General features: G+C 60.7%; 11 protein-coding genes and 2 pseudogenes. 6 read left to right on the forward strand and 7 right to left on the reverse strand.

Translation table 11 applies throughout. The features are described 5' to 3' along the window. Nucleotides 1–358: pseudogene (locus AC1DTN_RS12715) on the forward strand (transcriptional regulator); the annotation flags it as partial. Nucleotides 359–361: 3 nt separating this feature from the next. Here AC1DTN_RS12715 and AC1DTN_RS12720 read toward each other — a convergent pair. Then, the gene (locus AC1DTN_RS12720) at nucleotides 362–1,252 is read right to left on the reverse strand and encodes a LysR substrate-binding domain-containing protein (RefSeq protein WP_477921221.1); all 891 of its coding nucleotides are present in this window, start codon (nucleotides 1,250–1,252) and stop codon (nucleotides 362–364) included. Nucleotides 1,253–1,532: 280 nt separating this feature from the next. On the opposite strand from AC1DTN_RS12720, the gene AC1DTN_RS12725 reads away from it, so the two are divergent. Next, a complete protein-coding gene (locus AC1DTN_RS12725; protein ID WP_477921223.1) occupies nucleotides 1,533–2,522 on the forward strand; it encodes an aldo/keto reductase in 990 nt (329 codons plus the stop codon). Between the two features lie 6 nt (nucleotides 2,523–2,528). Here AC1DTN_RS12725 and AC1DTN_RS12730 read toward each other — a convergent pair whose 3' ends face one another. Next, nucleotides 2,529–3,359, reverse strand: a complete 831-nt coding sequence (locus AC1DTN_RS12730) for an SDR family oxidoreductase (RefSeq protein WP_477921225.1) — start codon at nucleotides 3,357–3,359, stop codon at nucleotides 2,529–2,531. A 110-nt stretch (nucleotides 3,360–3,469) separates the two neighbouring features. On the opposite strand from AC1DTN_RS12730, the pseudogene AC1DTN_RS12735 reads away from it, so the two are divergent. Next, nucleotides 3,470–4,377: pseudogene (locus AC1DTN_RS12735) on the forward strand (LysR family transcriptional regulator). Between the two features lie 14 nt (nucleotides 4,378–4,391). Here AC1DTN_RS12735 and AC1DTN_RS12740 read toward each other — a convergent pair. Continuing rightward, the gene (locus tag AC1DTN_RS12740) at nucleotides 4,392–5,324 is read right to left on the reverse strand and encodes an AraC family transcriptional regulator (protein ID WP_477921227.1); all 933 of its coding nucleotides are present in this window, start codon (nucleotides 5,322–5,324) and stop codon (nucleotides 4,392–4,394) included. Between the two features lie 120 nt (nucleotides 5,325–5,444). Between AC1DTN_RS12740 and AC1DTN_RS12745 the strand changes: the two genes are divergently transcribed. Next, complete coding sequence (locus AC1DTN_RS12745; protein WP_113323707.1) at nucleotides 5,445–5,783, forward strand: carboxymuconolactone decarboxylase family protein; 339 nt, start codon at nucleotides 5,445–5,447, stop codon at nucleotides 5,781–5,783. A gap of 70 nt (nucleotides 5,784–5,853) precedes the next feature. Further along, the gene (gene tehA, locus AC1DTN_RS12750) at nucleotides 5,854–6,810 is read left to right on the forward strand and encodes a dicarboxylate transporter/tellurite-resistance protein TehA (RefSeq protein WP_477921230.1); all 957 of its coding nucleotides are present in this window, start codon (nucleotides 5,854–5,856) and stop codon (nucleotides 6,808–6,810) included. Nucleotides 6,811–6,824: 14 nt separating this feature from the next. On the opposite strand, the gene AC1DTN_RS12755 is transcribed toward tehA, so the two are convergent. From AC1DTN_RS12755 to AC1DTN_RS12770, 4 genes are all read right to left on the reverse strand, one after another. Next, complete coding sequence (locus AC1DTN_RS12755; protein ID WP_439017680.1) at nucleotides 6,825–7,649, reverse strand: endonuclease/exonuclease/phosphatase family protein; 825 nt, start codon at nucleotides 7,647–7,649, stop codon at nucleotides 6,825–6,827. A 94-nt stretch (nucleotides 7,650–7,743) separates the two neighbouring features. Next, on the reverse strand, nucleotides 7,744–9,207 hold the full coding sequence (locus AC1DTN_RS12760; RefSeq protein WP_477921396.1) for a phospholipase D-like domain-containing protein: 1,464 nt from the start codon (nucleotides 9,205–9,207) through the stop codon (nucleotides 7,744–7,746). A gap of 76 nt (nucleotides 9,208–9,283) precedes the next feature. Further along, entirely contained in the window at nucleotides 9,284–11,113 is a 1,830-nt protein-coding gene (gene treZ, locus AC1DTN_RS12765; RefSeq protein WP_477921232.1) for a malto-oligosyltrehalose trehalohydrolase, read from the reverse strand. A gap of 3 nt (nucleotides 11,114–11,116) precedes the next feature. Beyond that, on the reverse strand, nucleotides 11,117–11,308 hold the full coding sequence (locus tag AC1DTN_RS12770) for a hypothetical protein (protein ID WP_439017678.1): 192 nt from the start codon (nucleotides 11,306–11,308) through the stop codon (nucleotides 11,117–11,119). A gap of 171 nt (nucleotides 11,309–11,479) precedes the next feature. Here AC1DTN_RS12770 and AC1DTN_RS12775 point away from each other — a divergent pair, with 171 nt between their 5' ends. Next, complete coding sequence (locus tag AC1DTN_RS12775) at nucleotides 11,480–11,815, forward strand: DUF2934 domain-containing protein (RefSeq protein WP_439017677.1); 336 nt, start codon at nucleotides 11,480–11,482, stop codon at nucleotides 11,813–11,815. Nucleotides 11,816–12,037: the final 222 nt, after the last annotated feature.

Genomic DNA, 12,037 nt, shown 5'->3' on the forward strand with positions numbered 1-12,037 from the left:
GGGCGTGCCGGTAGAGCAGGTCGCCAGTGAAATGGTCGAGGTTTTGACCGGGCACGATCTCTATGCGAGCGCCCCTTCGTGGGATGGGAAATGGCTGAGCGTTCTCCTGCGCGCCGCCGGCTTTCCTCGGCATGCCCTCCGGCTTGGTAAATCACGTGACGCCTTTATGGCCGCGGCGCGTGAATTAACGGGAGCGACCATCACGGAAACAGAGCTATCGAAGCTCATCGACGGCATCGTCGAGGAAAGCAAAGCGGCAATCCCGGCGCATCGCGCATTGGCGGACGCCACGCTTGAGCTTACCCGATGGAAGCTTGTCCGCGAGGCGGCCAAGAAGCGGATGGCGACAGGCGGGTAGAGGTCAGCGTTTGTGAAAGCTGTCGGTCACCCAGCGCGAAAAATCCGCAGCCGGGGGCGCAAGACGGTCGAAGCTGCGGGCGACCAGCCAGTAGGCGCCATTCGGAACGGTGAGGTCGAAGAGCTGACGCAAGCGGCCAGCCCGGATTTCCTCCTCGGCAAAGGCCTCATCCAGGAGTGCAACGCCCTGGCCGCGCAGGGCCGCCTGCAGCACGAGCCCGTCATCAGCATAGACTGGCCCCCTCGCCGCCTCAGGCAGGGCGATGCCGGCCGCCTCGAACCACCGGCTCCAGGCGCCGCGGGTTTCCTCATGCAAAAGCCCGTAAGTAAAAATGTCATGCGGAGAGGAGATCGGTGGGCCACGCTCCAGAAGATCGGAGGCGATCACCGGCACCATCCGCACATCGATCAGGTGCCGGCTTTCTGTCCGTGGCCATGCGGTGACGGTGGCGCTGTGCCTGATCGCGATCTGCGCCTGGCCCGTACGGAATTCGATCGTCCGCGGATCGGCATCGAGCGATATCTCGACGTCAGGATGAAGTTTGCGAAATTCCGGCAGCCGCGGCACGAGCCAGCAAGCGGCAAAGGAAGGTTCGACGCTGACTTTCAGATCCGCAGACACTGAAGCTCTGCGGATATCCTCCAGGCACTCGTCGATCCGGTCGAAGGAAGGCGTGAGCACGGCAAGCAGCTTCCGGCCGCTGGCGGTCAGGACGACGCTTCGGTGGCGCCGCTCAAAGAGCGGCTCGTCCAAAAGCTGTTCCAGCTCGCGGATCTGCCGGCTGACGGCGGCCTGCGAGATGAACAGTTCCTCGGCCGCAAGCGTGAAGCTCTCGAGCCGCCCCGCGACCTCGAAGCTTCGCAACGCCGTCAGAGGCAGCCGACCACGCTTCATCCCATAACCTCAGGTCATTCGAAGCCAACGATAAGCTCGTTTGAAGGCCGGGCGCAAGAGGAGGAGAACATTTGGGAAAGGAGAGAAGACATGTGGAAACAGATCGTCTCCATCCTGATGGACGCCCTTCGCCTCGTCACCTTCGCATCGGACGGCAAAGACAACCGGCGGCGCCGGGACTGCTGAACGCTCACGCAGCTTATCGGGATTTTCGCGCATTCATAATACTGCACCGGGGTCTATATAGACCTCTCCTTACTTGAGAAGCAGGAGCATCACGATGCAGAAGCGCAAACTCGGCAGCCAGGGACTTGAAGTATCGGCCATCGGCCTCGGATGCATGGGCATGAGCCAGTCCTACGGCCCGGCTGATGAGACGGAATCCATCGCAACCCTCCACCGCGCGATCGAGCTCGGCTGCACTTTCCTCGATACGGCCGAGGTTTATGGCCCCTATAAGAATGAGGAACTGCTCGGTCGAGCTCTCAAGGGCCGCCGCAATGAGGTGACGCTGGCCACCAAATTCGGCTTCCGCCTGGAGGATGGCAAGCAGGTAGGCACCGAGCGCGACAGCCGGCCGGAAACCATTCGCAGCGCCGTCGAAGGCTCGCTCAAGCGTCTTGCCACCGACCATGTTGATCTTATCTACCAGCACCGCGTCGATCCGGCTGTCCCGATGGAAGATGTCGCCGGTACCGTCGGCGAACTCGTCAAGGAGGGCAAGGTTCGCTACTTCGGCCTCTCCGAAGCCGGTGTCGCCAATATCCGCCGCGCCCACGCCGTCTATCCAGTGTCGGCCGTGCAAAGCGAATATTCGCTGTGGGAGCGCAATCTCGAAGCCGACGTGATCCCGGCACTGAAGGAGCTTGGCATCGGCCTCGTGCCCTTCAGCCCGCTCGGCCGCGGCTTCCTGACCGGCGAGGTCAAGCGCGCCGAAGAGTATCCGGAAGGCGATTTCCGCCGCGGCGACCCACGCTATCAGGGCGAGAACTACGATGCGAACGTCCGCGCAGCCGAGGCGGTGCGTTCGGTCGCATCCGCGCTCGGCGTCAAGCCCGGCCAAGTGGCGATCGCCTGGATCCTGCACAAGAGCAGCGACTTCGTACCGATCCCCGGTACCAAGCGTCGCACCTATCTGGAAGACAATATCGCCGCTGCCGACATTGCGCTCAACGCCGAACAGGTGAAGGCGCTCGATGAAGCGCTTGCCCCCGGCAAGGTCTCGGGCAAGCGCTACAACGACACGATCATGTCGACCATCGATCGCTGAGGGTGTTCACGCGTCGATGTCGGTCGACAGCGTGATGTCCTTCTGCGCTTCCAGCTCGGCAAGCCGCTCGTTCAGGGCCTTGTGGATCGACTGATAGGTCGTGCTGCCGAGCGCGAGCCTTTTGGGCGCCGGTTGTTTTTCGGCCGCTGCGATCATCGCGTCGGTCATCTTCACAGGGTCGCCCAGGATCTTGAACGAGCCGTCAGCAATTGCCCTGCGTACCTGGCCGGCCGGCGTGTCCTCATAGATATCCATCTGCGGCGGCCTGACGAGGCCGGCGCCAAAATCCGTGCCCGCCGGCCCCGGTTCAGCAATGATGATGTCGATGCCGAAGGGGGCGACCTCTTGCGCCACAGCCTCGATGAAGCCTTCGATCCCCCATTTGCTCGCGTGGTAGAGACTGAAATTCGGATAGGCGATCTGCCCGCCTTCCGAAGCGACCTGCAGGATGCGACCACCGCCCTGCTGACGCAGATGCGGCAAGGCCGCCCGGATCACCTGGATGGAGCCGATCAGGTTGGTATCAATCTGATGGCGGATCTGTGCATCGCTCACCTCTTCGGAGGCGCCGAACAGGCCATAGCCGGCATTGCTGACAACGACATCGATGCGTCCCATCTGTTCGAAGGCGGCGTCGACGACTGCATGAACGGCCCGGTCATCGGTGACATCGAGGGTCGCGACCCAGAGCCGCTCGCCATACTGCGCTTCAAGCTCAGCCAGGGCTTCGCGCTTGCGCAAGGTTGCGGCGACGCGGTCGCCGCGCGCCAGCAGCTTCTCGGTCATGATCCGGCCGAAACCGGAGGATGTGCCTGTGATGAACCATGTCTTTGTCATCGTCTCTGCCTTTCTGACGCCGCTGGATCGCGGCTTGATGACAGCAAAGATAGAGACGTTTATTGATGTGATAATCCGTTCAAATCTGCATGAGCTGTTGAAAAATACCCATGAGTTATCGRCCGACACTTGATGACCTCAATGCCTTCTCGGCAATCGTCACCCACAGCAGCTTTCGCAAGGCGGCCGGTGAACTCGGCCTGTCGCCTTCGACGCTGAGCCACATGATGCGCAACATGGCAGCAGGCGCATGGGCGTGCGCCTGCTGCATCGCACGACACGCAGCGTCGCGGCCACCGAAGCCGGCGAAATGCTTCTCGACAGGCTGAAACCGGTCTTGCGCGATCTCGATCTGGCGCTCGATGCGGTCGGCGAATTCGGCGGGCAGCCGAGCGGTACGCTACGCATCAACGCCAGCGAAATTGCCGCCCGCGTGCTGTTGAATGCCACCATTCCTCTGTTTCTCGAACGCTATCCGGGGATATCGCTCGATATCGTCACCGAAAACCGACTGGTCGATATTGTCGGCGACGGCTTCGATGCTGGCATCCGCCTGCGGGAATCCGTGCCGCTTGATATGATAGCGGTCGAATTCGGCGGCGAGGCACGTTTCCTCGCGGTTGCCTCATCAGCCTACTTGAAAAACCACAAGCGACCGAAGACGCCTGAAGACCTCAAGCGCCACCGCTGCATCCGCCTGCGTATGCCGAGCGGCAAACTCTACCGCTGGGAATTTGAGAAACACGGCCAAGAAGTGACTGTCGAGGTATCGGGTGCGCTCACGCTCGATCACGTAGAACTGATGGCAGAAGCGGCGGCCAAAGGGCTCGGCATCGCCTATGTGCCGGAAAGGGTCGCGGGGCCCTATCTTGCCAGCGGTGAGATTATCTCTGTGCTTGACGACTGGTGTCCGTCGATCCCCGGACTCTGCCTCTATTATCCCGGTCACAGGCATGTGCCGCAAAGCCTCAGGGCTTTCATATCCGTGCTGACCGAAGTCGAGCGACAAGGTGCTTAGCCTCCCCGCGCGCATCACCCCTGCCCACTCTGTCTTGTCTGCTCCGCAGAGCGGAAGCGGGCCGGCGTTATGCCGCGTCTTGCCTTGAAAGCCTTGCCGAAGGCGGCTTCCGATTCATAACCGACCTCTGCAGCGATATCTGCAACCGTTCGGCGCGTCCTGAGCAGCAGGTCACTCGCCAGCATCATCCTGATATCGGTCAGGAACGCGCCGACCGTCATTCCCGCGCGCTCGCGAAATTGCCGGGCATAGGTAGCCCGCGACATGGCCGAATGACGGGCAAGATCATCGATCGTCCAGCCAAAGGCCGGCGAGGACATCATTGCCACGACGGATTTGCCGAGCCTGGCATCCCCAAGCAATTGCAGCAGCCCCGTGGACGCGACGGGCGAGACCTTGCCCGCCCTCACCGCCATGATGAAAAGCGAGAGACAGGTCGCGGTGATGATCGCCAAAGCTCCCGGCCTCTCTTCAGCTGTCTCCCTATAGAGCATGGCGACCAGCGTCTTCAGCAGCTCCTCCGACTCTTCGGTGAGCGATACGTGAAAGACGTCAGGCAGGCTATCGAGCAGCAAGGCAGCCGATCCCGGCGCGCAATCGAAATGACCACAGAGCAGGTCGACATCGGCCTCGCCTTCGCCGTTTTCGCGCAAAGGCAGCATGCCACCCGCGGCGATGCGCAGGGGCTGTGCTTCGCCGCGTGGCCGCAAGCCAACGATCGTATGCGCATCCCCGCGCGGCAGCAGCAGGAAATCGCCGGAGCCCAAGGTGATTTCACGACCGGAGCCGAGGCGAATGAGACAATCGCCGCCGAGGATCAGATGAAACGGCAACATCCCTGCTGCGACGGGTTCGTGGTCGATATGAAACGCGCCCTGCAGCCGGCAGCGAATGTCGAGCGTCGGCTGCAGGCGGGCGAGTTCGATAAGGCGGCTTAAAACATCCATGAGACGATCGCGCTAGAAAATGATTTTTTTGAGCATTCAAACTATCATCTTTGAAGGTCATAGTCACTTCCAACAGCCGAGGCAATCACGCCGTCGCTGATATGAGAAGGAATGATTTTCATGTTGGATTGGAAGGAATATCGCGGCGAACTCCTGGGCCGGATCGGCGAAATCGCCAGGATCGTGCCAGAGACGATCAAAGGCTATCAAACCCTTTCGACCGCCGGACAGAAGACCAACCATCTCGACGCCAAGCAGCGCGAGCTGATCGCCCTTGCCGTCGCCGTCACCGTCCGTTGCGATGGCTGTATTGCCGTACATACGACCGAAGCCCAGAAAGTCGGCGCCACCAAGGAGGAAATTGCTGAGGCCCTCGGTGTCGCGATCTCTGTTAATGCCGGTGCGGCTCTTGTCTATTCGGCCCGCGTGATGGACGCTGCCGACGCCATTGCAAAGTAAAACATCCAAAGTGAACCGCTTGCCGCACCGGCAGGGCATGACCCTGCCGGACCAATCCGGAGAAACGAACATGTCGCTCCCCCGCATACCCGCTGCATTCTTTGGCATTGTTCTTGGCGTTGTCGGGCTCGGCAACAGCTGGCGCGCCGCCGCAGCCATCTGGCCGGTTCCGGCCAGCGTGGGCGAAGCCATCAGCCTTCTTGGCTTTGCCATCTGGCTCGTCCTCATCCTCCTCTACGCCGCGAAATGGTTTGTCGCGCCGAAGGAGGTGACGGCGGAACTTGAACATCCCATCCAGTGCTGCTTCGTCGGTCTGATCGGCGTCGCGACCATGCTGGCGGGACTTGCGATCCTTCCTTATTCGCGCATCGCAACTGAAGTTCTGGCTCTGGCGGGATTCGCCATCACCCTGTTTTTCCTGCTGTGGCGAACCGGTCTGCTCTGGCGTGGTGGGCGTGATCCGGTGACCAACACGCCGGTTCTTTATCTGCCGACTGTTGCCGGTTCTTTCGTCACCGCCATCGCTGCAGGCACGCTTGGTTATGCCGACTGGGGCCAGCTCGCCTTCGGCGCCGGTCTCTTTTCCTGGCTGGCGATCGAATCCGTCTTGTTGCACCGGCTGCTGATGGCGCCGGAGCTAGCCGCACCGCTGCGCCCGACTCTGGGTATCCAGCTTGCCCCGCCCGCCGTCGGCAGCGCCGCCTATCTGAGTGTGACGACCGGCACGCCCGATATTCTCGTGCATGCCATGTTCGGCTACGCCATCCTGCAGGTCCTGATCATTGGCCGCCAGCTGCCCTGGATCATGCAACAACCCTTCGCCGGCTCCTATTGGGCCTTCACCTTCGGCCTTACAGCGCTTTCGACAGCAGCACTGCGCATGACGGCACGCGGCGACACCGGCGCGATCAGCGAGCTTGCGCCCGTTATCTTCGTGCTGGTCAACATCGCGCTTGCGATCATTGCAGTCGGAACGCTCTGGCTGCTGGTGAGAGGCAAGCTTCTTCCCGCTCCCGTCCGGGCCTGAGAGCCTGCACAGCGCTAAACCCTCGCCACTTCCTGCTGCAGATCGACCACCGCCTTGATCGGCAGGTGGTCGGACGCCATGCGGGCAAGTGGAGTGTCATGCACCTCCACGGCGGAGATGATACCTTTCCGGTTGGCAATGATGCGGTCGAGCGCCAGGACCGGCAAGCCGGCAGGAAAGCTCGGAACGGCGGGCGGCAGCGGACCGAATGCCATCTGGAAGGTATTGAGGGACGAGCGGTCGCCGAGCCGCCATTCGTTGAGATCGCCAAGCAGGATGGTCGGCATTTCGTGACGGTCGCTGATGAGATCAACCAGCGTCTTTGCCTGTTGCGCCCGCGAATGCCGCAGCAGGCCGAAATGGGCGGCGATGATGCGCAGCGTCCCGCCAGCTTCGAGCTCTATTTCCGCAACCAGCGCGCCGCGTGGTTCCAGCCCCGGCAGCTTCACCTGATGCACATCATGCACCAGACCTTTGCGGACAAGCACGACATTGCCGTGCCAGCCATGCGCCTTCGTCACACCCGGGATCGGAACCGGCACCAGCCCGGTCTCGCGCTCCAGCCGGGCGAGATCGAGAATGCCGGTCCGTTCGCCAAAGCGTGTATCGGCTTCCTGCAGCGCGATCACATCGGCATCGATCTCATGGATGACACGGCTCGTGCGTTCCGGATCGAAGCGTCGGTCAGTGCCGACGCATTTATGGACATTGTAGGAGGCGATCAGCGTACCGTCATTGCGCGGTTTCGGCCCCGCACGCCAGGTCTCAACGCGCTTCTTCCTGTTCTTGATGGAAGCGATGATACTGGCGGGCAGACTGTCTTTCTTCTTGACTTGCATCGGAAGGAACGCCGGCTCCATTGCTCGAAAAGCTCTTTTTCAGGATTATAGGCAGCGCAGCAAAACTTGCCATGCCGCAATCACGAAAACTCTGTCAAAGATATGGGGAACCCAGCCACAGCACCTTTTCGAGGAGCCGCACCAGGAAGGGCCGCGACCACAGCCCCTCGAGCGTAACCGGCGTGGCGGACTTGATGGCATCGTCGATGCGCTCATCGATTTCGGCAGCAAAGCCGGCATTCAGCACTTCGAGATCGACTTCGAAATTCAGCCGCAGCGAGCGCGGATCGAGATTGGAGGAACCGACATAGCCCCAGGTTCCGTCGATAGAGAGAAGCTTGGAATGGCTGAAGCTGCCGGTCGAACGCCAAATGCGGCAGTAGTTCTTGACGATCTGGTCGAACTGCGCCGTCATCGCCCGGTCGACCAGAACGAGATTGTTGGCAGCAGGCACAACGATATCAACCTCCACGCCACGCCGGGCCGCCGTCGTCAGCGCACTGATCAGCTCCCGGTCCGGCAGAAAGTAAGGCGACATGATCCGGATCGACTGGCGCGCTACGGAAAAGGCACCTATCAGCATCTTGTGGTTCGTTTCCACGCTCCGGTCCGGTCCGGAAGCGACGACGCGCAAGAAGACCGGATCGCCACGCTTGCGCTCCAGTCGGTCGCCGCGCCAGACTTCACTGTTCAGAACTTCGCCTGTCGTGAAACGCCAGTCCTCGGCCGCGACGTCGAAGAGATCGGCAACCGCCGGGCCGCTGACGCTGAAATGCGTGTCATGGGCAAAACTTCCGCCGACCGCCTCCTCGCTGAAGCCTTCGCGGATATTCATGCCACCCGTCAGTGCGATCTTTCCATCCGCGATCAGGATCTTGCGGTGTGTGCGCAGGTTTGCGTAGGGCAACCTCAGGCCCATGATGACATTGCCATTGAAGACATCGACGGTCACGCCGCCGTCCTTCAGGTATCCGAGAATGCTCGGCACCGAATAGCGTGCACCAACCGCATCGATCAGCACGCGCACTTCCACGCCGCGCTTGACGGCTGCAATCAGCGCATCGGCGATGCGCAGCCCGATCCTGTCACGGTCGAAAATATAGGTTTCCAGCAGGATACTGCGCTCGGCGCCCTCGATTGCGGTCTTCATCGCCGCATAGGCTTCGTCGCCATTTTCCAGCATGTCGATCGTATTGCCCGTCGTCAACGGATAGCGCGTGACGCGATCGCCGAGCGTCTGCAGGGCAGCAAAACGCCGGCCGAACTGGCTGATGACGGCATCGGTCTCTGCGTCAAACTTTTCGAGCTCGTCCAGATCGGCGGCAGGCAGCAACGCGTCGCGGCGAAGGCTCAGCGACTTGCGGCGGATACGGTTAATGCCGGCAATCATGTAAAGCAGCGCACCGATGATCGGCGAGAGGAGGATCACACCCACCCAGCCGGTCGCGGCCCGGACCTCTTCCTTGGTCATGGTGGCGTGGATCGCCGCCGCTGCCCCCATGGCAATGGAGATGACGAAGAGGATATGCGGCCAGTAGGTCGACAGCAGTTGGAACATCGCCACAGGATATAGCCGCGAATCGTCTGCGTTCAATCAGTACGCGGCCCGCTCCCAGCGCGAAATTTTCAGATGCTTAATTTGCCGGCTCAATATCGATGGCAAAGACGACGGAATGCGGCGGCAGCGCGCCATTCTCGGCAGGCTTTGCTTCCTTGCCGTAGCGCTCGTAGATTACCGTCCCGGCGACCGACGGCAAGACCACCCCCTGCCCCGACAAATTGGCGCGCAACGCCAAGGTCAAATTCGCAAACTTCCACCAGATGGCGACCGTCCCTTCGGACGCCTCAAGCGCGCCGCTCTCGATGGCCCAGCTCTGCCGCAGCAGCGGCACGATATAGGTCTTGCGCAGCTTCAGGAGCTCAGCGACGAAAGCCAGGCTTTTCCGCCCTTCTTCGTTCTCCCGCCATTGCCAGCCGAGTTTCGAATTCTCGAAAGTCGAAAGGGCGTTCGGATCGGGCAGATCGGCCGCGATCCTACCGGCTTTCAATCCGCCGAAACCCTCGGCTTCCGCCATACGACCCTCGCGGACTATTTTGGCGAGCTCACCCGCGTAATCGGTGAAGAAATAGAAGGGCTGCCTCTCCCCATACTCCTCCCCCATGAAGAGAAAGGGAATGTGCGGTGAGAGCAGGAGTATCGCTGTCAGCGCGTCCAGCATATCGGGATCGGAAAGGCTCACCAGCCGCTCGCCGAAAGCGCGGTTGCCGATCTGGTCGTGGTTCTGCAGGAAATCGACAAAGGCGGTCGGCGGCAGGTAGCGACGATCGCCGACAGGGAGTTCCGGCGGATCGGTTCGATCCGGATAGATGAAGCCATGCTGAAGCGCCAGGCGAAGCTTACGCCAGAGCTGATCGGCGAAAGGCTTGTAGTGGCCAATGGTTTCGCCGGTCGCGATGATGTGCGCCACATGATGGAAATCATCGTTCCATTCGGCCTCGTAAGCTTTGGGAGCGCCGTTCTCGTCACGGACCAGCAGTTCCACGAGATTGCGCTGGTCTTCGACGACGAGATGAACCTGCCTGTCGGCGAAGGTGGCTTTCACCTCTTCGGCCATGGCCGAAAGCACATGCTTTTCAGAGGTATCATGGATTTGCTCCACGGCATCGAGCCTGAGCCCATCCAGCCGGAATTCACCGATCCAGTAGAGCGCGTTCTCGATGAAGAAGCGCCGCACCGGCTCCCGCCCGAAATCGATCGCCGCTCCCCAGGGCGTTTCCCGGTCTTTGCGGAAGAAGCCGGGCGCATAGCTGTGAAGATAATTGCCCTCGGGTCCGAAATGATTGTAGACGACGTCGAGCAGCACCATGATGCCGAGGCCATGCGCCGTATCGATGAAGGCCTTGAAATCGGCCGGCGTGCCATAAGCGGAATGCGGCGCATACTGCAGCACACCATCGTAACCCCAGCCGCGATTGCCGGCAAATTGCGCAACCGGCATCACTTCGACAGCGGTGATGCCGGTTTCCGCAAGATGCTTCAGCTTCTCCGCCGCAGCCCGGAACGTACCCTCGGGCGTAAAGGCACCGATATGGATTTCGCTGATGACGGCCTCTTGCAAGGGACGGCCGCGCCAGCGCGGATTCTGCCATTGGTAGCTTGGATCGACGATCAGAGACGGCCCATGCACGTTGCCGGCCTGCGCCCGCGACGCCGGATCCGGCACTGCTTTTCCATCAGGGAGGACGAACATGTACTGATCGCCGGCGGATGCTTCCGCAACAGTGGCTTCGAACCAGCCGCCACCGACGTCCTGCATCGGGATATCCTGGTCGCGGTGCCGCAGCGAGATCGCATTCTCACCCTGCGTCCAGAGACGAAAACGCGCCCCCCCACCCGCGAGCAGCTCTGCGCCCCAACGTCCCGTGCCTTCCGTGATCGCGCCTGTCTGTGAAATCTGGTTCATCCCTCACCCCGTGTGATTTCCATCAGCATCAAATTCCTGAGGCTGCGGGTTGTTCCGAACGGGCAGGAACAATCCGTAGCGCGATCGGTTGAGGGTGAAAGCCAACGGATTGCCGCCATGAACGTCGCACAGAAACTCGGCCCCGCCTTCACGCTTGAAAGCGCCGACGCTGCCAGCCTCGATCAGCTCAGACATCGAGCGGTGTCCAATATCAAGGCAACTAGAACGAGTTATTGCCTATAAATACTGCAACGCAAAAATATTCCCGATTTACTTGGCAAATCCACTTGAAACCGGCCCCATAGTCTGGAACCTTTTCAACGGTATCGCGTTCGAACGACGGCATGTTGTGACTGGAGATCAGCGATGGCAGAAACTCGGGAAGAGTGGATAAAGAAACGTGCATATGCCCTCTGGGAAGAAGAGGGACACCCGACGGGACGGGATTCCATCCATTGGGAACAAGCAAGGGCCGAGCATGACACGCTCAAGGGGGCTTCAAAATCTCCAAACGGCAAGGAAGTGAAACCTCGAGCGAAGCGGGCGGCGGCAGCCAAGACGGCGGCACCGGCAGTAGCGGCTGAGGTCACGAATGGCGGCGAAGCCAAGAAACCTGCCAAGAAGGCGGCAACAAACACAAAGACCAACGGCATCGTCAAACCGGCCCCGAAGCGGACAGCCGTACGCAAGTCGGCTTCCTGAAGAAAAATATTCAAATTGCAATGAAAAGGGCGCCTTCGCGGCGCCCCTTAGCTTTTTTTGTCATAAGTTTGAATTAGTTGCGCGCTAAGAAACTCATGAAGCGCCAGCTTCTATGCGGGGGTGACCACAAGCCGAATGAAACGTCCGTCTGGACAGCTTTTTAAAAAGGCTGCGTCCACCCCTCGAAACGGGGAACAAGAGTATCCTCCGGCTGTTTATGGG

The sequence above is a fragment of the Rhizobium sp. 01T444 genome, assembly GCF_056398305.1.

Coding starts and splice junctions, on each gene's coding strand:
- treZ (WP_477921232.1), bottom strand. CDS start 11,113: ATGAACCAGATTTCACAGACAGGCGCGATCACGGAAGGCACGGGACGT.
- tehA (WP_477921230.1), top strand. CDS start 5,854: ATGTCGCTCCCCCGCATACCCGCTGCATTCTTTGGCATTGTTCTTGGC.
- AC1DTN_RS12770 (WP_439017678.1), bottom strand. CDS start 11,308: ATGTCTGAGCTGATCGAGGCTGGCAGCGTCGGCGCTTTCAAGCGTGAA.
- AC1DTN_RS12720 (WP_477921221.1), bottom strand. CDS start 1,252: ATGAAGCGTGGTCGGCTGCCTCTGACGGCGTTGCGAAGCTTCGAGGTC.
- AC1DTN_RS12760 (WP_477921396.1), bottom strand. CDS start 9,207: ATGTTCCAACTGCTGTCGACCTACTGGCCGCATATCCTCTTCGTCATC.
- AC1DTN_RS12755 (WP_439017680.1), bottom strand. CDS start 7,649: ATGCAAGTCAAGAAGAAAGACAGTCTGCCCGCCAGTATCATCGCTTCC.
- AC1DTN_RS12725 (WP_477921223.1), top strand. CDS start 1,533: ATGCAGAAGCGCAAACTCGGCAGCCAGGGACTTGAAGTATCGGCCATC.
- AC1DTN_RS12775 (WP_439017677.1), top strand. CDS start 11,480: ATGGCAGAAACTCGGGAAGAGTGGATAAAGAAACGTGCATATGCCCTC.
- AC1DTN_RS12740 (WP_477921227.1), bottom strand. CDS start 5,324: ATGGATGTTTTAAGCCGCCTTATCGAACTCGCCCGCCTGCAGCCGACG.
- AC1DTN_RS12730 (WP_477921225.1), bottom strand. CDS start 3,359: ATGACAAAGACATGGTTCATCACAGGCACATCCTCCGGTTTCGGCCGG.
- AC1DTN_RS12745 (WP_113323707.1), top strand. CDS start 5,445: ATGTTGGATTGGAAGGAATATCGCGGCGAACTCCTGGGCCGGATCGGC.